Raw genomic sequence first — 19,849 nt, 5'->3', positions numbered from 1 at the left:
AATCAACAGTAGATGTATGACAAATGTATTATTATATGGCTCTTCTACATCGAATCCATCTAGAAGAGGAGACCCGCGTAACGAACTGCTGTACGATCTAAACAGTACGATAGAGCGACTATTCTCCGGTAATCCACTGCAGGTTACCATCCAGAACACCTGGACGATCGACGAGACGTCTCCACGTGGCAGAACGTCGCTATCGGCCGATACAGAGCAACTGAACCGTGCACACTGGCGGTGTCAACGACCTTAACAGTGCGATAACTCTCAAACATACGGACCATGACAGGTATGACGAGTAGTAACCAGAGAAGAATACCCGATTGCATCCGGAGGTTGTCCGACCGCTCCGTCGTTGCCGGGCCCATCTGCACTGATGTCCGCCCTCGTCGGCAGCGGCGTCGCTGATCCCGAGCGGACCGGAATTGTTGACAGAGTCGTCAGAGTATTAATCATCGCCGGTAGAGGGTGCATCTATGGGACTCGAAGACGATTCGCTGCAGTATCACGCAGCGGGTCCCCCCGGAAAGATAGAGATATCGACGACGAAACCGACGAGCACGCAGCGGGACCTCTCGCTGGCGTATTCGCCAGGCGTCGCGGCCCCCTGCCGAGCCATCGACGGTGATCCGGTGGAGTCGTTCACCTACACCTCGCGGGGCAACCTCGTCGCGGTCGTCTCAGACGGCTCGGCGGTTCTGGGGCTGGGCGACATCGGGCCGGAGGCCTCGAAGCCGGTCATGGAGGGGAAGGGCGTGCTGTTCAAGCGCTTCGCCGACATCGACGTCTTCGACGTCGAGCTGGACGCCGAGACGCCCGAGGAATTCGTCGACCACGTCGCGGCGATGGAGCCGACCTTCGGTGGCGTCAACCTGGAGGACATCACGGCCCCGGAGTGCTTCGAAATCGAACGCCGGTTGCGGGAGGCCGTGGACGTCCCCGTCTTCCACGACGACCAGCACGGGACGGCCATCATCTCCGGGGCCGGGCTCATCAACGCGGCCGAAATCGCCGGCAAGGACCTGGGGGAACTCGACGTGACGTTCGCGGGGGCCGGTGCCGCCGCTACCGCGACGGCGCAGTTCTACGTCTCGCTCGGGGTGCCGAAGGAGAACATCACGATGTGTGATATCGACGGCATTCTGACGACGGAGCGGGCTGAGGCGGGCGACCTCAATCCGTACAACCGCGAGTTCGCCCGCGACGTCCCCGGCGGCGACCTCGCCGACGCGATGGACGGGGCGGACGTGTTCGTCGGCCTCTCGGTGGGCGGCGTCGTCGACCAGACGATGGTCCGGTCGATGGCCGACGATCCGATCATCTTCGCGATGGCCAACCCCGACCCGGAGATCGGCTACGAGGAAGCGAAATCGGCCCGCGACGACACGGTCATCATGGCGACTGGCCGGTCTGACTACCCCAATCAGGTCAACAACGTCCTCGGGTTCCCGTTCATCTTCCGCGGCGCGCTCGACGTTCGCGCGACCGAGATCAACGAGGAGATGAAGCGCGCCGCGGCCAGAGCGCTCGCGGACCTGGCGCATCAGGACGTGCCCGACGCCGTGGTCAAGGACTACGGCGACCAGCCGCTGCAGTTCGGCCCCGAGTACATCCTCCCCAAACCGCTGGATCCCCGCGTCCTGTTCGAGGTGGCGCCCGCCGTCGCCGAGGCCGCCGTCGAGTCCGGCGTCGCCCGCGAGGACGTCGAGGCGGAGACGTACGTCGAAGCGCTTGAAGCGCGGCTAGGCAAGTCCCGAGAGATGATGCGGATCGTCCTCAACAAGGCCCGGAGCGATCCCAAGCGGCTCGTCTTGCCCGAGGGCGGCAGCGAGAAGATGATCCGGGCGGCCCACCAGATCGCCGACCAGGGCATCGCCGAGCCGGTCCTGCTGGGCGACCGCGACCGGATTATGGAGACGGTCGACGGCCTCGGATTCGACGTCGTCCCCGAGGTGATGGATCCCGAGGAGATGGATCTGACTCCCTACGCCGACAGGCTGCACGACCTCCGCCGGCGCAAGGGCATCACCCGGCAGGAGGCGGCGGATCTGGTCCGGAGCGGCGACTACCTCGCCAGCGTGATGGTCGAGATAGACGAGGCCGACGCGATGCTGACGGGACTGACCCACCACTATCCGGAGGCGCTGCGGCCGCCGCTGCAGGTGATCGGCACAGCGGCCGACACCGACTACGCCGCCGGCGTCTACATGCTGACGTTCCGGAACCGCGTCGTCTTCTGTGCCGACACCACAGTCAACCAGAACCCGGACGCGGACGTGCTGTCGGAGGTGACGCGCCTCACGGCGGATCTGGCCCGGCGGTTCAACGTCGAGCCGCGGGCGGCATTGCTGTCGTACTCCGACTTCGGCAGCGTTCAGAATGCCGGAACGAGCAAGCCGCGCGCGGCCGCGGACCAGCTCAGAGCGGACCCGGACGTCGACTTCCCGGTCGACGGCGAGATGCAGGCCGACACCGCCGTCGTCGAGGAGATGCTCGACGGATCCTACGAGTTCTCAGACCTGGAGGACCCGGCGAACGTCCTCGTGTTCCCCAGCCTGGAGGCCGGAAACATCGCCTACAAGCTCCTCCAGCGACTGGGCGGCGCAGAGGCGATCGGCCCGATGCTGGTCGGTATGGACAAACCCGTCCACGTCATCCAGCGCGGCGACGAGGTCAAGGACATCGTGAACCTGGCGGGCGTCGCCGTGGTGGACGCCCAGCAGCAGTAATACGGGCTGTTATCGGTCAGTACCGGCACGATCGCCCACGGACGGGCGGTCGAACCGGAAGACAGCTATAGTAGCAATTGAACGCACTGACACACTCGAAGGGCACCCGTGATGTCCTTCGATGTGTAAATAGCTTCAATTTCTACTATACAACAGTCCGTATACCGCGGGTGCAGCGAGGTCCCGACCGTGGGGAGGGACATCGATGTGGCGAGCGGGAGTGAGCGCAGCGAGCGACGCGCGAGCCGCGAGCGCCTTTTTCGCCCTGGACGGTGCAATCACTGCAGGGACCGCCGCAGCCAGACGGGACGTGAAACTGCGAGCTGCTCCTCGACCGATGGTAACATACGTCACGTTCACTGTTTCTGAACGAAAATCTGCCGTTAGCGTGTTGTGATCGAATTCCCCCGGCCGGTCACTCGGTCCTATAACAGGCGTACTATCGTTACCGAACGGAGTGAAACGACGTCTACTGAGACGTCGAGGCCGACTGCCGCCTCGCCGCCACATCGATCGATACGCGTCGATCATTTCCACATTGGTGACCGCGGTACGACTTACTACAGTAGAAATTGAACGCACTGACACACTCGAGGGCCACTCGGGGTGCCCCTCGATGTGTAAATAGTTTCAATTTCTACTGTAGAACCAGACCGTCTACTGTCAGCAGGGACTCGACGACCGTTTCCCTCCCGGCGTCCTCGGCCAGTGCCAGTCTGGACTCGGCGAAGTAGTACCTGAATAAACGTGCTCTCGGTGTGGTCGTCCGAACCCCCGGACGCTTCTGGGCCCGATCGTTCACGGGCTTCACTCGTCGGGCCGGCCGATACGTCCCGTCGACGGATCGGCATCTGCCGTCGCTTTGTCCCAGATGTACCATTTTACTCTCAATGCAGGATATATTATGTACTGTGAAACGATCTTCTCAGCTGACCGCGAGTCGTAGACAGCCACACGACGGCGGATTGCTATTCAGACGGTGATACACGGCCGGAAACCATCGATCGGCACCAGTCGATTCTATCCGACCTGATTCACTGTCTCGAGTGACGAACGTTGGCAGCGACTCTCCGATCGAAGCGTTCAGAGGAGTGTCTACACTGAGTTCGGCCAGTCTGGACTGACATCTCGGCACTTCCCTGATAGAGTGATTGGCTGACACCAGACGCTACTATCATCTGACTATTGTGAAAAGAGATGCGAAGAATTATACTTCTCTCACCGGGTTTGATAGCCGCCGAAGGATACCGCGTTCGTGACCCAGCCGGTCTTCCGGGCAGTCCGTTTGCTGGAGACGGCCGTGCCCGCGTCCCGGCCGTCAGGTACCGCCTCCGCGACAGTGATCGATGGGACGCCGTCCCACAGCAGGGACCGCAGAGAGAAGACTTATGGCTAACTGACTGATTAGTCAAACCATGCGCGAGTCGACCTCTCGAAAACGACCATGGCTCGCAGCGCTGCTCGCAGCAGTCATCACGGGGCTCGGACACCTCTATCTCCGCCGATGGCGGCGCGCGCTCGGGTGGCTCGGCGTCGCGTTCGCCGCCACCGTTCTCTTCGTCGATCCCGGCGCGCTGGAGGCGTTCGCGAGCGGGCAGGCCGTCGATCCGCTGGCGGTCGCGCCGACGCTCGTCGTCGGCGCCCTCAGCGTCGTCGACGCGTACCTCGTCGCGTCGGCTCAGAACGCGCTCGCTCGGCGGACGACGACCGAAGACGGGCAGTTCACCCACTGTCCGAACTGCGGCAGAGAACTGGACTCCGACCTCGAGTTCTGTCACTGGTGTACGGCGGACGTCGAGGCCGTGGACGCGACGGCGCCAACTGACCGGGACGACCGGCAGTAACGGCCTGGGTCTCGTCCAGAACTACCCCGCAAGATCCGGGGCCCGGGACCAGCCGTTACTCCACTCCGTCGAAGAGCACGGCGGTCACGTACTCCGCCGCAGTCCGCCGACCCGTCGCGAGGGCGTCTCCGTCGTCCAAGACGACGGCCCGCGTGCGGGAGCCGTCGACGATGGTCATCAGCGACCGCGCCACCTGTTCCGCGTCGGCGTCCCGGAACACGCCCTCGTCGATCCCGTGATCGATCACGGTGCGGATCATGTAGCGGACGTACTCGTCGTTCTGCTGGAACCGCTCGCCGAAGGCCTCTCTGTACGGAGCCTGGCTCCGCATCTCCAGCATCGCGATCAGCAACTCCTCGTGATCCTCGGCGTCGACCAGCAGCCTGTCGAGCAGCAGGTCCAGTCGCTGTTCCGGGTCGGTGGTCTCGACCTCGTGGATCGCGTCCACGAGCTGGTCGAGGACGTAGTCGAGAAACGCCGCGAGCAGGTCCTCCTTCGTGTCGTAGTGGTAGTGGATCGCGGCCGTCGACTTGCCGTACTCCTCCGCGATCCGCTTGATCGTGAGGTCGGCGTAACCGTGTTCACACAGGGCGCGGTAGGTCGCGCGCATGATTTCCGCGTCCGGGTCGGAGGAGTCGCGGTCCGGCAGGTCGGCCATTGCCCGACTGTTGGGCCTGTAGCGGATAACGGTTTTGACTCTGCCGTTAGCTCCGGCCCGGGACGGTCGACCTACCTGAGCCCTTACTGCGCTTGATGCTTCCGGTATCTCGGTGGCGATACCTCTTCCAAAGACTTTTGACTAATCGGTCAGTAAGTAACCTATCGACCGACATGGAGGACGAACCAGCCACGAACATCCTGGAGGCGACGTACCGGGCCCTCTGTGAGCACGGCTACGACGACCTCACCCTCCGGGACGTCGCCGCCGAAGCGGACAGGAGCAAAGCATCGATCCACTACCACTACGAGAGCAAGGACCAGTTGTTCGTCGCACTGCTCGAGTACCTCTCCGAGCGGTTCGTCGAGCAGGTGACCGCGGCTGACGGCGACACGCCGCGCGAGCGGCTCGACGTCCTCTTCGGGGTGCTGCTGGGCGCGGACGCGTCGGAGAAGTCGCTCAGGACCGCGATGTTCGAAGTGGCGGTCCGTGCGCCCCACGACGACGCGATCCGGGAGCGACTGGCTGCGTTCGACGACCTCCTGTTCGAGCGGTTCCGGGCGATCGTCGCGGCCGGTGTGGAAGCCGGCGAGTTCGACGAACGGATCGATCCCGACGTCGCCGCAGAGACGCTCGTCGCGGGCGTTCTGGGCGCACTCGTTCGACAGGTCGTCGTGGGGCGCTCGTCTGAGCGGGCCTACGCCGATATGAGCGCGTACGCGGAGTGACAGCTACTCGCCGACGAGCGGACGGGGGTCGCACAGTGACGGACCTCCGCGGCCGCGTCGCCGCTCTCTTCAGGGGCCCCGAGGAGTTCGACCTCACGTCGGGCAGCATCGGCAAACCCCTCTTCTTCCTGTCGATGCCTATCGTCGTCACGAACCTCTTCCAGACCGCGTACAACCTCGCCGACACGTTCTGGCTGGGCCAGTACGGCACGGACGCGCTGGCCGCGATCAGCTTCGCCTTCCCGATGGTCTTCCTGCTCATCTCGCTGGGGATGGGCATCTCCGTCGCCGGGAGCGTCCTCGTCGCCCAGTACACGGGCGCCGGCGCGGAGCGCGACGCCGAGTACGCCGCCTCCCAGACGGTCACGTTCGCCGTCATCGCGTCGGTGCTGCTCGGCGGAGTCGGGTACTTCTTCGTCGAGGGATTCCTCGACGTCATGGGAGCGTCCGACGACGTGTTGCCGCTGGCGACCAGCTACATGGAGGTCATCTCGCTGGGGCTGGTGGCCATGTTCGGCTTCGCCGTCTTCATCGCGCTCATGCGGGGCTACGGCGACACGATCACGCCGATGCTGGTGATGTTCGGCTCCGTCGTGCTCAACATCGCGCTGGACCCGTTCCTCATCTTCGGCTGGGGGCCGTTCCCCTCGATGGGGATTCGCGGCGCCGCCGTCGCCACGGTGTTCTCCCGCGCGCTCGCGCTCGTCGTCGGGCTGGCAGTCATGTTCCGCGGGACCCGTGGCGTCCAGATCCACCTCGGGGACATGACTCCCGACGTCGAGTTCCTGCGCCGACTCGTTCGCATCGGCGTGCCCGCCTCGATCGAGGGGACCGGCCGGGCGCTGTCGATGAACCTGCTGCTGTTCATCGTCGCGCTGTTCCCGGACCCGGTCGTGGCCGCCTACGGCATCGGCACCCGCGTGTTCTCGGTGATCGTCCTGCCGGCGATCGCCGTCGCCCGCGGCGTCGAGACGATGACCGGCCAGAACGTCGGTGCCGACAAGCCGGACCGCGCCGAAGCGGCGGCCGGCCTCGCGGCGAAGGTGCTGTTCGGCGTCCTCACGGCGGCGGGGATCGCCGTCGTCTGGTTCGCCGCCGCCCCCGTCGCCGACGTGTTCACGACCGACCCCGAAGTCGTCGACATCGCGACCGGGTTCCTGCGCATCGTCGCGCCGACGTTCGGGTTCATCGGGATCACGCGGGCCTACACCGGCAGCTTCCGCGGCGCCGGCAAGACGCTGGTCGCCGCCGCCATCTCCGTGCTGATGCTCGGCGTCATCCGGTTCCCGATCGCGTGGGTCGCCGCCGCCGAGATCGGCGAGACCGGCATCTGGCTGTCGTTCGCGATCTCCAACGTCGCCGGGGCGATCATCGCCTACGCCTGGTACAGGCGCGGGACCTGGCGCGACGGCGACCTCACCGAACAGCGCGTCGACGTCGACGGCGCGACCGGCGATCCCACATCGACGGACGACTGAGCAATGAGCGTCGACTCCTTCCGGTCGGCCGTCGACCGCCGCCTCGAGGCCGCCGTCGAATCCGCGGACCGCACCGGCCTGTCCGCGGCGCGTGCGGTGTTGACTGAGTGCGACGACAGGTGGTACGGTCGGCTCCTGCTGCGCTCCTACGAGTCGGTCGCGGGATCGGCGAGCGCCGGGGCGGTCCAGTCCGCGGCCGCGGCGATCGAACTCTTCCGGGGGTACTGTCGGCTCCGGAGCGAACTGCTCGACCGGGCCGAGAGCGGCGCTGCCCGCTCGCCGTCCCGTGATCCGACGCGGTCCCTGCTGGCCGGGGACTACCTCTACTCGGCCGCGTACTCGGAGCTGAACGCCGTCGATCACGCCCGGAGCGGCGCGTGTTTCGAGACGCTATCGACCGCCTCGAGCCGGGTCGTCGAGGCGTTCGCCTCCCACTACGTCGAACCGGCTTCGAACTCCGGACGGACGCTGGTCGACGACACGGCCGGTGCGCTGGGCGAGGGCGCCGCCGTGGTCGGCGCCACGCTTGCCGGCGTCGACGGCCGGTGGCGCGATCACTTCGCGACGCTGGGTCACGGGCTCGCCGTCGGACGTGCGGTCCAGCGAGCGCTCGAGCCGGGTGCCGAGGGCTTCCATCTGGTGTCCGACCCCGACGAACGACGGCTCCGGCAGTACGCTGATCGACGGCTCGCGGCGGCCGACGACGCGCTCGACGAGCTGTCGGCCGTCGACGTGGCCCGACTGCGACCGCTCTTCGAGGACGTCACCGGCGACGCCGGACCCGGCTGACCGTCGCCGCGACCGGGTTCTCCCTTCGAGAGCGCCCCGGTCCCGTCGAGCGCGCCCGGACTCGACTCTGACACGGACTGGTACGTGTGTGGCCATCACTGGGTATTTACCCGTCGTCACCTGAAACGACGACCGTGTCCCCGAAACAGTACTTCAGTGCCCTCCTCCGACCACACGAGGCGTTCGACGGGTGGACGCCAAGCGTCGCGGTGGCCGTCGCCGTCGTCGCCCTGCTGTGCGTGCTGAACGCCGCGTCCGTCGCGTACGCGGGCGACGCCGTCGCGGGCGAGGTCAGTGGCACCGTCACCGTGGACAACCCCGAGCGGCCGCCGGACTGGATGTGCGAGAGCCCGGACGCGAACGCGGGTGCGTTCGGCGACTGCGACGCGCCGGAGACGACCCAGAAGCCGCTCCGGCCGGCGGCTATCGACGCCGTCGACGCAGTCACGCTGAAAGCCGCGTTCTCGCCGTTCGCCTGGGTCCTGCTGGTCGCCTCGCTGTTCGTCGTCGTTTCGCGGCGTGCGGGCGGGAGCGACGGGGACGCGCTCGGTGGGTTCCGGACGGGACTCGCCGGCGGCGCGCTCGCCGCGGTGCCCGGCGGCCTCCGCGCTCTCGCCCGGCCGGTCCTCGTCGAACGGGCGCTCGTCGACTGGTCGCATCCGGGAACGCTCGACGGCGTCGGGACGGCGGCCGTCCGGGCGCTGTTTCCCGACGGGCCGCTCTGGCTCGCCGTCGTCCTGGTCTCCGGCGCGTGGTCGGCCGCCGTCGTCTACGGCGGGGCGCTCGACGACGACGACCGGGCGGGCAGCGGGGCGGCGGTCGTCGCGGTCCTCGCTTTCGTCGCGGCGTCAGGCTCCGCCGTCCTCGGGAACGGCGGCTGGACCGCCGCGCCGGGCGGGTTCGGACTCCTGCTGATCGCCGCTGGCGTCGTCGGAGTGGTCGGCTCGTACACGTTCATCGAGCTGTCGAAGAACCACGAGCTCATCGGCTTTCGCGGGAAGCGACACGTCGAACCCAGGGGCTGGTACGTCGCGCTCCACCGCATCGGCGCCGCCGTCGCCGTCGCCGCGGGCTTCGTTCTCCTCGACGGCCACGCGCTCGTCTGACCCGGCGGCGACCGCGAGCGGGTTAGCACCGCTCGGCGGCGACGCCGAACTGGACGGCGGTCGGCCAGCGAAGCGCCGTCGCCACCGACAGCGCGCGGCGGCCGTCGAGTCCCGTCACGCGCAGCGTCGGCGGGGACGGTTCCTCGGGGCCGGTCGACTCGTCGAAGGGGTCGCTCTCGACGTACTCGACGTACGTCTCGACGAAGTCCCGCTCGGCCCGCGTCGGCGGCCGCTCCTCCAGGAGTCTGCCGTTCAGCGTGATCCGGAACCGCGCGCGGTCGACCAGCGACGACGGGTCCCGGTCGAAGTCGTACAATCCTTTGAGGACGCTTCGGATGGACATGCCGGTGTCGACCGCCCCCGATTCGTCGAGCGAGACGTCGCCGGCGTCGTGCGTCGTCTCCGTGTCGTCGGAGCGGTCGTCGACGGCGTCCCAGTCGCCCACGTTCGACGCCCGCTGGTCCTTCAGTGCGTCGCCGGAGACGTCGATGCCGAGGAGTTCGACGCGGAGCACGCTCCGCAGTCCGAGGGCGCTCCGGAGCCAGTCGACCGTCAAGTCGTCGGCGGGTTCGACGAGGGCTGCGCGCCGGTCGCTCAGCGCACCCCACTGGGGCGGGTCGACGTCGACCGTCGGGGCGTTCTCCGCGAGGAAAGCCGCGCGGCCCTCGATGAAGCCCGGCTCCCAGGGCAACCGGAGCTGACTTCCCCGCTGGATCGGGCTGGCGGCGTTCTCGGTGATCGACGTCGACTCCGGCATCTCCGAGGCCGCGACCAGGTCTTCGACGTCGTCCCGGGAAAGGTCGTCCCCGTACACTTCGATCTGTAGCTCCGCCTCGTCGCGCTCGCGGAGTTCGGACTCGTAGTACTCCACGGCGTAGCCGCGGTCCCTGGCGCGCCCCGCGAACCGCTCCGCGGGCTCCGCGGTGTTGACCCGCTCGTCGAGGAGCCCGGCTTCCAGCGGATAGGAGACGTAGAACCCCGACAGCCGGGACCGGAACAGCACCGTCGTCTCGTCCCCGCAGGCCGGCGCGTCGCCGAGACAGCCCGCCACGCCGACGGCGGCGACCGCGGCCGCACCGGTCCGGAGAAACGCTCGGCGCGACCTGCATCGTCGTGACATCAGTCGTCCGTCCAGGCCCGGACTAGTCAATGCTACGGTCGCCGGGATGAGCCGCGTTTGCGGGGACGGCCCTCGAAAGCGGCTCCCGATCGGTGACGTCGCACGGATCGCCACCCGGGAATTCGGACCGCGTGACGGCGGGAGCGGGACGACGGGCGGTCGGACGCCACCCGTCGACGAGATAATCGGTGTAGTGCCGCTCGTCTGCCCGATATCTGCCCGACGTTTACGTGGGTTCACGAGAAAGGTGTCGAGAATCAGGAGCAGTCATGGACGGGGACGGCGACACCGAACGGACGGAGGGAGAAACGAGCGGGGCGCGCCTGGCGACTGCAGACCGGCGCGACTGTCTTCGGGGGATCGGGGCCGCCGGCGCCGTCGCGGTCACCGGTGCCGGGGCAGGCGCCACCGCAGCGGCCCAGGGCAGGTGGGAGGGCGCGGCCGACAGGCGAATCGCTCGACACCGCCGGGGGACGCTGGAGGTCGAGATCCGGGACCGGAACGGCCGTCCGGTCCCCGACGCCGCGGTCGAGGTCGAGATGCGGGAACACGAGTTCGGGTTCGGCACGGCCATCGACGCCGAGTTCCTCCTGAACCAGACGGAGCGACCCGATCCACACCCCGGAGGACCAGCAGCGGTACCGCGAGGCGGTCGACGAGCAGTTCAACACCGTCGTCCTGGGGAACTACCACAAGTGGAACTTCTGGGAGGACGATCCCGGGATCGGGGACGGCGCGGTCCAGTGGGCGCTCGATCAGGGGCTCGACGTCCGCGGGCACGTCTGCTTGTGGGGCGACGTCCAGTCGTGGGCGGTCCCGCCGCGGATCGTCGAGGCGATGGGCGGCCCCTGGGCGAGCGACTGGTCGGAGGCCGGCGAACCGGACCCCGATCCCGAGTACGTCCGCGAGCAGTCGATGGCCCACGTCGAGGAGATCATCCGCCACTACGGGGACGACGTCGCCGAGTGGGAGGTCGTCAACGAGGCCATCCACGCGACCGCGATCGTCGAGGCGATCGAGGGCACCGACGTGGTGCCGGAGACGGCGCCGATCCTCGGCGACTGGTACGAGCGCGCCGCGGAGTACGACGTCGGCGTCGCGACGAACGACTACAACGTCCTCTCCGGCGAGTACGCCCGCGAGTGGGAGCGATACGAGACCCAGCTCGACTACCTGGCCAACGAGCGCGGCGTCGACCTCGACGGCGTCGGGATGCAGAGCCACCACTTCGCCGACGAGCGCGTCGACCCGGCCACGATGTGGGACGCGCTGGAACGGTACGCCCAGTACGGCGACGGACTCCGGGTCACGGAGTTCGACATGTTCGGGACCGGCTGGGACGGGGAGATGCAGGCCGACTACCTCCGCCAGTTCCTCAAGCTGTTCTTCAGCCACTCGGCGGCCGAGACCTTCGTGGCGTGGGGCTTCTGGGACCCGCTGCACTGGGGCGATCAGTTCGACGACGGGACGAAGGACGCGTTGCTCTACGACGAGGACTGGTCGGAGAAGCCGGCCTACGACGTCTGGCAGGACCTGGTGTTCGACGAGTGGTGGACCGAGGAGACGGGCTCGACCGGCGACGGCGGCACCTACGCCACCGACGCCTTCCTCGGCGAGCACGAGATCACCGTCGAGACCGACGCCGGATCGACGACGGAGACGGTCTCCGTGACCGATCCTGACGGGACGACGACGGTCACGGTCGTCGTCGGGGGCGGTTCGGCCGACGGGCCCGACCACCCCGAGGACGCGACCGACCCCGACGGTGACGGCTACTACGAGGACCTCGACGGCGACGTCGACTACGACGACGTGGCCGAGTACACCGAGCGTCTCCGGAGCGATGCGTTCCAGCGTGACGCCGAGTACTACGACTACAACGGCAACGGCGAGGTCGACTTCGCCGACGCCGTCGAACTCTTCAGGCAGGTGTAGACCGTCGTCTCGTCGTCACCCGTCGCACCGGGATCGCCGGGAGCGAGCGCTCCGCTGCCGGCGACGGGCCGACCATCGCAATCGATAACTGATAGCGGGCTGAACGGTACGGCCGTCATGGGGGACTCACGGCAGGAGAACCAGCGGCTCTGGGACGAGTGGAGCGACGACTTCCAGGCGCTGTGGAACGCGGACACGGCCGACGGGGAACTGCCGCCGGTCCCGTGCCCGTTCACGGCGGACGCACCGGGCGGGAGCCACCCCGATATTCTCCCGTCGATCGATGGGGCCGACTTCGTCGAACTGGGCTGCGGCGGGGGACAGGCGAGCGTCGGAACGGCCGACGAGGGCGCCGATCGGGTCGTCGGCGTGGACGTCTCGTCGCGGCAGCTCGAACACGCCCGGAAGCTACGGGACCTGTACGGCGTCGACGCCAGGTTCGTCGAGGGCGACGTGACGGACCTGCCGCTCGCGGAGAGCGCCTTCGACGTCGCGTTCTCCGGCTGGGTCTTCCAGATGGTCGAGGACCTCGACCAGTGTCTGGCGGAGGCGCGACGAGCGCTGCGTGCGGACGGCGTCCTCGTCTTGGACGTCCCCCACCCCTTCTACGAGCTGTTCGACCCGGTCTCGGAGACCCTCGAGCGGAGCTATCACGCGACCGGCCGACGGGAGATCACGATCGACGAGGCGTACGACGCCGACATGGTCGTCTTCGACCGGACGGTCGGCGACTACCACCGGGCCCTCGTCGACGCGGGGTTCGACGTCGAACGCGTCCTCGAACCCGGCAGTGACGACCCGGACGAGTACGACGACGATCCCCTCGACAGCAACCGGCCGGAACTGATGGCGAAAGTCCCGAGACATCTCCGGTTCTGGGCGGTGGCGAACTGACGGCGGGTCCGTCTTCAGCGGCACGACCGATCGCCGTCTCGGCCGCTCCCGACCGGTACGGTGTGGGAGTACTATAAAATATAGATAATAGATGCATTTCTTATGTATGGGGCGTAAGACGGGCTCGAAACGCCGTCTGCGTTCGAGTGCGGAAAGCCGACCGGCAGTCTGTCTGTGACCGGGAACCGACTCACGTCGCCGGCGGCGGAACAGTGCTCTGAGTCGGCGAACAGTGGCTCTGGCTGCTGCCGACCGGTGACGTACGAAACCCTCCGTCTACGGTCACTTTCGACCGCGGAAACCGCTCCGACCGCGATGCTCCCGACTGAACCGCGACACGAATGCGCCGTCGAAGCCGCCGCATCTCCCGCCGACGGCGCGGACCCCTGGGTGCACTTCTCCGAGAAGGCCGCCGTCTTCGACCGACACGTCGCGGAAACCGGGATCTATCGCACGCCTCTCTCGAGAGATACTCCCGATCGGGCTGTACTCCTCGAACTGCCTCAGTCACGACGAGCCGGCGACGACTGAACCGTGACGCCGGCGGTTCGCTCGCTGGCACGACGCTTCTACTCACACACCGCCATCGACGGCAGTGCCAATATATTTATCTTGATAAAATGGAGATACAGTCAGGGAATCGGTAATATCTGAGTCGACTGCTCACCGCGGAATCCACTGCAGACACACCGGCTGGGACACCGGCAGTCGTTCGTCGACCGACGACAGTGTCCCGGTCTCGTCGTCGATACGGAACGCGGTGACGTCGTCGGTGTCCCTGTTCTCCGCGAACAGAAACTGGCCGTCGGGGTCGATCGCGAAGTGTCGGGGCCACTCCCCACCGGTCGGCGTGTGATCGACCAGCGATAGTCCGTCGTCTTCGACGGCGAACGTGGCGATCGAATCGTGGCCGCGGTTCGAACCGAAGACGAACTCGCCGGACGGGTGGACGGCGACCTCCGCCGTCTTGTTCGCGCCGTCGAACGCCTCGGGGAGCGTCGTCGTCGCCGACCGCTGGGTCAACCGGCCGTCGGAGTCGCGATCGAAGGTGGTGATCGTGGAGTCGAGTTCGTTGATCAGGTACACCCGGTCACCGTCCGGACCGAACGCGAGGTGGCGGGGTCCGGCTCCCTCCCGAACGCCCGTCGCGTCGTGCGGCGAGAGTGTCCCGTCGTCGCGATCGATCCCGTAGACGTGGACCTGATCGGTCCCGAGGTCGGGGACGTAGACGAACCGGTCGTCCGGGCCGGGCGAGATCGAGTGCGGATGCGGCGCGGTCTGCCGCTCGGGATCGACGCTCGATCCGGCGTGTTCGACGACGTCGGTCGGAGATCCGAGGCGGCCGTCCTCGTCGATCGGGAGCACCGAGACGGCTCCCCCGGCGTAGTGGGCCACGAACAGGTACCGGCCTGTCGCGTCGACGCTACAGTGGCACGGGCTGAGGGCCCCGCTCGGACTGCTGTCGACGGCAGTCAGCGCACCGGACTCCGAATCGACCTCGAACGCCGTGATGACTCCCTCGTCGTCCTCGCGAGCGGCCGCGTACAGGACGTCCCCGTCCGGATGCGGCGCGACGAACGTCGGATCCGGGCCGGCGACGGCGCTGTCGAGCGAGCGGAGTGCCCCCGTCTCGGCGTCGACCTCGACGGTGTGGACTCCGTCCTCGTCGGCCGGGCTATACGTGCCGATCGCCGCTAGATAGGTCTCCCGCGTCACAGTCCCAGTGTCGCGCCGTCGTCCCTTCACTGTTCCCATTCGGGTAGTGCACCGCGATCGGACTACTGGTCGCGAGTCGGCGGTTCGTCCCACTCCTCGGCGTTGTCCTGCGGCGTGTATCCGATCTCGTCCCTGGCGTTCCGGATGGAGAACCAGCGTCGATCGTTGTCGCTGACTCCGTAGTAGACTCCGAACGTGACGTCGTCGTCGTCGAGACAACACTCGATCTGGTGAGCGAAGTCCCGCCGGGACTGCCACGTGGCTTTCGTCCGTGCGACGATGCGCTGGTACTCGTCGCTGCCCCGCTCGATTTCACCTGCTTCGACTTCTTCTTCGGCCGGTCCGTACGGGTGGTCGTAGTCCTGCGGCCGGACCGTCCCGATCCGGAGCGCGTAGAACTGCTCCGGGCTCCCGGCCGTCTCGGCGTAGTACCGCCCGAGGTCCTCGCCGAACGACTTCGTGGCCGCGTAGTAGGAGTCCGGCCGGACCGGGTCGGTCGGCGCCAGGCTGAAGTCGCACTCCGGCTGGTAGAGCGCGGGCGTGTGATCATCCTCGTAGAGTCCCGTCACGTGGTTGGTCGATCCGAACACGAACGTCTCGACCTCGGCGTCCCGCGCGGCCTCGAGGACGTTGTACATCCCCACGACGTTGGGTTCGAAGACGTCCTGCCAGGTGCCGTCGATGTAAGGGAAGGCCGCGAGGTGGACGACGGTGTCCTGCCCGTCGAAGGCCGGCCGGATCGCCTCGTAGTCGGCGACGTCGGCGACGTGCGTCTCGAACCCCCCGTAGGGGTGATCCGCCGGCCGATCCGATCGGTTCAGGAACGTGAACTCGTAGTCCGAGTCGTCCTCGAGGTGGTCGATGATCGCGGTACCGCACCGACCGTACGCCCCGGTGACCAGAACATTCATGCATCAGTGGTCCGCAGACAGCGAAAATAATCTTCCGATATGAGTCCCGCCAACGACTACCAGAGTCCGGACAGCGACTGGACGGCTCCGATCAGTCTCCGTCCCGGTGGCGACGAGAGCACGCCATGAGGCCGTTGAGGTAGGAGACGGCGTGCGCCCGCGACCGGTGGCCCCACTCGGTGTCGCCGACGACGTCCGGGACGTGGTCGGGGACCACGACGCCGTCGAAGCCGACGTCCTGCAGGGCTTCGATCGCCGCCAGGGGATCGAAGTTGCTCCCCTCGTCGTCGACGAACGTCTCCGTGAAACTCGGCCACGTCCCGATGACGTCGCGGAAGTGGACGAAGACGATGTCGTCGCTCTCGCCGAAGCGTTCGATCACGTCCGTGACGTCGGTCTCGGGCATCTCCGAGAAGCACCCGAGACAGAGCTTGAGGCCGTGGTTGTCGCTGGGGACGAGCTCCATCGCCCGCTCGAAGGCCTCGACGTTGCGGAACAGTCGGGGGATCCCGCCGAGCTGTTCGACCGTCGGCGGATCGGCCGGGTGCAGCGCCAGCCGGACGCCGGCCTCTTCGGCGACGGGGAGGACCTCCTCGAGGAAGCGCTCGTAGTTGTCCCACAGCTCTTGCTCGGTGTACTTGCGCTTGACTTCGGGGGCCTGCTCGTAGGGCTCGTCGATGTCGTCGATGTCGAACGCGCGGCCGCGCGCGTCGCCGCGCAGCCGCACGGACTGGGAGGTCCGCATCGGGACGACCCCGCGGGGGTTCCACTGGTACCCGAGGATGGGAATGTCGGCCTGCCCGACGTTGCGGATCAGCTCTTTGATCGTCTCGAGCTGTCGGTCCTGGCCTTCCTTGCCGAGCATGATCTTGCCGTAGACGTTGTAGCTCAGCGACTGGATGCCCATCAGCCGCAGCCCGGCGTCCTCCGCGCGGCGGCGGGCCTGGACCAGTTCGGAGACCGAGGGAACCACGCCCTCGTCGATCACGAGCGTCTCGTCGTCGTGGCTGCCCTCATCCTCGAAGACGTCCCCGCGCGGATCGCGGTGATCGAGGAAGACGTCCTCGACGCCGACCTGCCGGCAGAAGGCGAGCCGATCGTCGGAGAGCGTCCTAGTTCTGAGGCCGGTTCGGAGCGGGAGCGAGTCCCGTTCGGAGACAGACGTCTGTTCCTGGGCCATATGGAGTACTCCGTCGGTGTCACGATAAAGGTCTTTGGTTCAGTGCTCCGGTCGTGTTCGCCCTGTTGAATCCGGTGACGGCGTAGTGAGCATCGTTTGATTACGCGTTCGAGGTTGCAGACCGCGGCGGTGAGCACCAGTTCTCGAAATCAGTGGCTAGACGCGTGGCCTGCAGCGGATCCGTACCGGTGACTGATTGCCGAGAAGGCGGTCTCGGTTACGTTGCGCTGCCTGTAGAGTTCGCTGTCCAACCGTGCGGTGCAGACGTGGTCGTAGCTAGCGACCATCCGATGGCGAATCACCAGTCGGACGCCGCTGGCACCGAGTGCGTCCTGCAGCCATTGACCGTCATAGCCTTTGTCGCCGGCGAGACTCTCGACTTTCGTCGTGTTGCGCAGCGCTATCTGATGGCCCACATATGTATCGTGGGGCCAGTGTGCCGAGCAGTGGATGTCGAGGACGGCACACGGCACTGCATCGAGCATGGCCGCCGCTTTTAGCGTCCGTATCTGATGATCCGACCCCCGCATGCTCGTCCATCGAGTCCGTCCTCACACGTTCGACCGGACGCCACAGCGTTGAAGGCGCCGGGCACGCTGATCGCGCCGACTGCAACCGCTCACGCACGCGATCCATATCGGTCGCCCAGTTGACTATTGCGGAAGGTCGCATCCACGTGAATTCGCCATAAGTGTAGCGTGACGTGCTTCCAGACGGTATACCTGTTGCCAGCCAAATCACTTACCATCATAGGGCTGGCGGTCAGTGTTTTTGAGCCAGCGACGCTATCTGCTTGCCGTTTCGGATGCAACAGCGCAGCTAAACCGGACGAGTAGACGAATCGGCTCAGTGTAATCTACGAATACATCGAGTTAACCTCAATGACGTTTGCGGCCTGCGCGAGTTGTTCGTGGAGTTCGTTCTCGATCCGGTCGTCTGTTATCCTCTGTGACGGGCCAGAGATGCTGAGCGCGCCCAGTACGTCTGCTTCGGGAACAGTGACGGCGATCCCGATACATCGGACGCCGGGGATGTTCTCCTCGTCGTCGATCGAATAGCCCCGTTCTTCGATCGTGTCGAGATCCTCGTGGAGCGATTCGAGGTTCGTGAGCGTGTTCTTCGTCCGCTTGGCGAGCTCTTGTTGCTGGACGATACATTCGACCCTGTCGCGAGGAAACTCGGCAAGAATCGCCTTCCCGAGGGAGGTCGAGTGCATTGGCATCTGTTTACCGATTTTGGATTCGGTCCGGACAGCGGCATTCCCCTTGGACTTGGCCAGGTACACGACGCGACCGTTCTCCTCCACGCCGAAGTGGACGACTTCGCCGGTCTCTTCGGCGAGTTCCCGAACCCGCTCTCTGACGATGTTATGATCGGCTATCCGGTTCTTGAGTGATTCGGCGATATCCAGAAACTGGAGGCTGAGACGGTACGTGTGGTCGTCTTTGACGACCAGCCCCTCGTTGACGAGCGTCGCGAGGTGCCCGTGGACGGTGCTCTTCGAGAACTCGACTTCTTCTGACAGATCGGTGATTCTCGTCTCTCCCTTCGCCTGAAGGATTTCGATGATTCGACAGGTCCGCTGTACTGATCCGACCGTTCGTGTGTCGTTCGCTGGCATACCGTTCACATACAGATGAAGGTTTATATCTTTTATTCTTGCCTGCCGAATTGGCAGATAGATATCCGCTACTCGATGATATTGCCCTCTTCGGGCGAAAGCTAGGCGCGAGCGACAGTGAATATTGGAAGCTGACGCGTGGATAGACTATCAAAAACCCCCTCGATAGGTCGCAATGGGCGAAGATTCTCGCAAAACTGAATCAATATGGAGGTGGCTCGCATTTCATTTCTTTCTCTCGAATCGCACCCGTTGGGGTGCCAAGAGGCCCGAATACGCTCCGAACGTCGGAGCTAGGACCATGGTTCTGCCACTGAAACGCGCTTTAAATTGACAGGCAGCTATTCTAATAGGTGCGAGTGGATACGAGGCCATTACAGGAGTAGTATGAACACGGTGCAGTACGACTGAGTAGTTCATTTACAACGGATAACAACTGTTTCATTACCGTGTAGATACTGTGATGGCGGCACCATCGTTATTTTCGCAGTTTCCCACCCGACGGTGCTGTTATCGCTATGATCAGCGGCAATATGACAAAAGTACCGTTGTTATAATTGGAGGTGCGTCCCCGGGTTGGGATCAGTAGTCAGTTCTGTCTGCTTGAACGGTCTCAGTTCCCTACTCAGTCCATGATCGTCGCTACTTCGGTTCTGCTCTCACGAATTTCGCACCTACCAGTCACTGTCCTTTGTTAGCAGTGTTAATGGGCGTGTCTCAAGCGTTCCTGACCATACCGCGCGATGGGATGCACACTTCAGTCAAGACGAGATAATCTATGGACATCACTGGTATTTTGCCTCCAGTAACGGATCTCCCCTATGTGGTATTCTAATCCGAAGTCTGTTCTATCAACCCGAATTTTATCGATCCGATCAGATGAAGTGCCAACCGATTATCGACTCCGAGAGTCGATAGCGAGAGAGTCATTGTATAATACATTGTATATGGCGTGTATGTTTGAATAATCGGCCTCGTATCAGCCGCTTTGTCACCGTTCGGCAGACGCGAACTCCCGCCCTCTTCAATCGAGAGTAGTTCTAGTCGTCGACGTTTCAGTGATCCCGCTTTTTGCCTTTCTGTACACCCGCCACTGGGGAGGCTGATCGCTCCGGTCGGACTCTGGAACAGTCAATG

Annotated in this window: 18 protein-coding genes; 9 read left to right on the top strand and 9 right to left on the bottom strand. The window is 65.4% G+C overall.

Annotation, left to right across the window (positions count from 1 at the left end):
- Positions 1-479: 479 nt before the first annotated feature.
- Positions 480-2,732, top strand: coding sequence for an NADP-dependent malic enzyme (locus LCY71_RS20755; protein ID WP_225336459.1), 2,253 nt, complete (start codon positions 480-482; stop codon positions 2,730-2,732).
- An 807-nt stretch (positions 2,733-3,539) separates the two neighbouring features.
- On the opposite strand, the gene LCY71_RS20750 is transcribed toward LCY71_RS20755, so the two are convergent.
- Positions 3,540-3,686 (bottom strand): hypothetical protein, encoded by a 147-nt coding sequence (locus tag LCY71_RS20750; RefSeq protein ID WP_225336458.1) that lies wholly within the window; start codon positions 3,684-3,686, stop codon positions 3,540-3,542.
- Between the two features lie 461 nt (positions 3,687-4,147).
- Here LCY71_RS20750 and LCY71_RS20745 point away from each other — a divergent pair, with 461 nt between their 5' ends.
- Positions 4,148-4,576: a zinc ribbon domain-containing protein gene (locus LCY71_RS20745; protein WP_225336457.1), complete on the top strand. Its 429-nt coding sequence runs from the start codon at positions 4,148-4,150 to the stop codon at positions 4,574-4,576.
- 55 nt (positions 4,577-4,631) lie between these two features.
- Here LCY71_RS20745 and LCY71_RS20740 read toward each other — a convergent pair whose 3' ends face one another.
- Entirely contained in the window at positions 4,632-5,234 is a 603-nt protein-coding gene (locus tag LCY71_RS20740) for a TetR/AcrR family transcriptional regulator (RefSeq protein ID WP_225336456.1), read from the bottom strand.
- 173 nt (positions 5,235-5,407) lie between these two features.
- Between LCY71_RS20740 and LCY71_RS20735 the strand changes: the two genes are divergently transcribed.
- The 4 genes from LCY71_RS20735 (at position 5,408) to LCY71_RS20720 (ending at position 9,335) form a co-directional block, all read left to right on the top strand.
- Entirely contained in the window at positions 5,408-5,962 is a 555-nt protein-coding gene (locus LCY71_RS20735; protein ID WP_225336455.1) for a TetR/AcrR family transcriptional regulator, read from the top strand.
- Between the two features lie 35 nt (positions 5,963-5,997).
- The gene (locus LCY71_RS20730) at positions 5,998-7,440 is read left to right on the top strand and encodes an MATE family efflux transporter (RefSeq protein WP_225336454.1); all 1,443 of its coding nucleotides are present in this window, start codon (positions 5,998-6,000) and stop codon (positions 7,438-7,440) included.
- A 3-nt stretch (positions 7,441-7,443) separates the two neighbouring features.
- The gene (locus LCY71_RS20725; RefSeq protein ID WP_225336453.1) at positions 7,444-8,229 is read left to right on the top strand and encodes a polyprenyl synthetase; all 786 of its coding nucleotides are present in this window, start codon (positions 7,444-7,446) and stop codon (positions 8,227-8,229) included.
- A 134-nt stretch (positions 8,230-8,363) separates the two neighbouring features.
- Entirely contained in the window at positions 8,364-9,335 is a 972-nt protein-coding gene (locus tag LCY71_RS20720) for a DUF6199 family natural product biosynthesis protein (protein WP_225336452.1), read from the top strand.
- 22 nt (positions 9,336-9,357) lie between these two features.
- Here LCY71_RS20720 and LCY71_RS20715 read toward each other — a convergent pair whose 3' ends face one another.
- Both LCY71_RS20715 and LCY71_RS20710 read right to left on the bottom strand, forming a co-directional pair.
- Positions 9,358-10,455 (bottom strand): hypothetical protein, encoded by a 1,098-nt coding sequence (locus LCY71_RS20715; RefSeq protein ID WP_225336451.1) that lies wholly within the window; start codon positions 10,453-10,455, stop codon positions 9,358-9,360.
- Between the two features lie 257 nt (positions 10,456-10,712).
- Positions 10,713-11,123: a hypothetical protein gene (locus LCY71_RS20710; RefSeq protein WP_225336450.1), complete on the bottom strand. Its 411-nt coding sequence runs from the start codon at positions 11,121-11,123 to the stop codon at positions 10,713-10,715.
- Between LCY71_RS20710 and LCY71_RS20705 the strand changes: the two genes are divergently transcribed.
- The 3 genes from LCY71_RS20705 (at position 11,068) to LCY71_RS20695 (ending at position 13,815) form a co-directional block, all read left to right on the top strand.
- Positions 11,068-12,390 (top strand): endo-1,4-beta-xylanase, encoded by a 1,323-nt coding sequence (locus tag LCY71_RS20705; RefSeq protein WP_225336637.1) that lies wholly within the window; start codon positions 11,068-11,070, stop codon positions 12,388-12,390. The two genes, LCY71_RS20710 and LCY71_RS20705, sit on opposite strands and share 56 nt — an antisense overlap.
- Positions 12,391-12,507: 117 nt before the next feature.
- Entirely contained in the window at positions 12,508-13,284 is a 777-nt protein-coding gene (locus LCY71_RS20700; RefSeq protein WP_225336449.1) for a class I SAM-dependent methyltransferase, read from the top strand.
- Positions 13,285-13,599: 315 nt separating this feature from the next.
- A complete protein-coding gene (locus LCY71_RS20695; protein ID WP_225336448.1) occupies positions 13,600-13,815 on the top strand; it encodes a hypothetical protein in 216 nt (71 codons plus the stop codon).
- Between the two features lie 132 nt (positions 13,816-13,947).
- Here the strand turns inward: LCY71_RS20695 and LCY71_RS20690 are convergent, their stop codons facing one another.
- From LCY71_RS20690 to LCY71_RS20675, 5 genes are all read right to left on the bottom strand, one after another.
- Entirely contained in the window at positions 13,948-15,000 is a 1,053-nt protein-coding gene (locus LCY71_RS20690; RefSeq protein ID WP_225336447.1) for a lactonase family protein, read from the bottom strand.
- A 62-nt stretch (positions 15,001-15,062) separates the two neighbouring features.
- Positions 15,063-15,911, bottom strand: coding sequence for an NAD-dependent epimerase/dehydratase family protein (locus LCY71_RS20685; protein WP_225336446.1), 849 nt, complete (start codon positions 15,909-15,911; stop codon positions 15,063-15,065).
- Between the two features lie 91 nt (positions 15,912-16,002).
- On the bottom strand, positions 16,003-17,091 hold the full coding sequence (locus LCY71_RS20680) for a mannonate dehydratase (RefSeq protein ID WP_225336445.1): 1,089 nt from the start codon (positions 17,089-17,091) through the stop codon (positions 16,003-16,005).
- 149 nt (positions 17,092-17,240) lie between these two features.
- On the bottom strand, positions 17,241-17,621 hold the full coding sequence (locus tag LCY71_RS21785) for a hypothetical protein (protein ID WP_373325183.1): 381 nt from the start codon (positions 17,619-17,621) through the stop codon (positions 17,241-17,243).
- Between the two features lie 326 nt (positions 17,622-17,947).
- A complete protein-coding gene (locus tag LCY71_RS20675) occupies positions 17,948-18,712 on the bottom strand; it encodes an IclR family transcriptional regulator (protein WP_225336444.1) in 765 nt (254 codons plus the stop codon).
- Positions 18,713-19,849 lie beyond the last annotated feature (1,137 nt).

The organism is Halomicrobium urmianum (assembly GCF_020217425.1).
Classification (GTDB): domain Archaea; phylum Halobacteriota; class Halobacteria; order Halobacteriales; family Haloarculaceae; genus Halomicrobium; species Halomicrobium urmianum.
This window is presented reverse-complemented; position numbering and strand designations above follow the sequence as displayed.

Bases quoted from the DNA above. Each gene is read 5' to 3' on its own strand.
- LCY71_RS20755 (WP_225336459.1), top strand. From the start codon at position 480: ATGGGACTCGAAGACGATTCGCTGCAGTATCACGCAGCGGGTCCCCCC.
- LCY71_RS20745 (WP_225336457.1), top strand. From the start codon at position 4,148: ATGCGCGAGTCGACCTCTCGAAAACGACCATGGCTCGCAGCGCTGCTC.
- LCY71_RS20740 (WP_225336456.1), bottom strand. From the start codon at position 5,234: ATGGCCGACCTGCCGGACCGCGACTCCTCCGACCCGGACGCGGAAATC.
- LCY71_RS20735 (WP_225336455.1), top strand. From the start codon at position 5,408: ATGGAGGACGAACCAGCCACGAACATCCTGGAGGCGACGTACCGGGCC.
- LCY71_RS20725 (WP_225336453.1), top strand. From the start codon at position 7,444: ATGAGCGTCGACTCCTTCCGGTCGGCCGTCGACCGCCGCCTCGAGGCC.
- LCY71_RS20715 (WP_225336451.1), bottom strand. From the start codon at position 10,455: ATGTCACGACGATGCAGGTCGCGCCGAGCGTTTCTCCGGACCGGTGCG.
- LCY71_RS20700 (WP_225336449.1), top strand. From the start codon at position 12,508: ATGGGGGACTCACGGCAGGAGAACCAGCGGCTCTGGGACGAGTGGAGC.
- LCY71_RS20695 (WP_225336448.1), top strand. From the start codon at position 13,600: ATGCTCCCGACTGAACCGCGACACGAATGCGCCGTCGAAGCCGCCGCA.
- LCY71_RS20685 (WP_225336446.1), bottom strand. From the start codon at position 15,911: ATGAATGTTCTGGTCACCGGGGCGTACGGTCGGTGCGGTACCGCGATC.
- LCY71_RS20680 (WP_225336445.1), bottom strand. From the start codon at position 17,091: ATGGCCCAGGAACAGACGTCTGTCTCCGAACGGGACTCGCTCCCGCTC.
- LCY71_RS21785 (WP_373325183.1), bottom strand. From the start codon at position 17,621: ATGCGGGGGTCGGATCATCAGATACGGACGCTAAAAGCGGCGGCCATG.
- LCY71_RS20675 (WP_225336444.1), bottom strand. From the start codon at position 18,712: ATGCCAGCGAACGACACACGAACGGTCGGATCAGTACAGCGGACCTGT.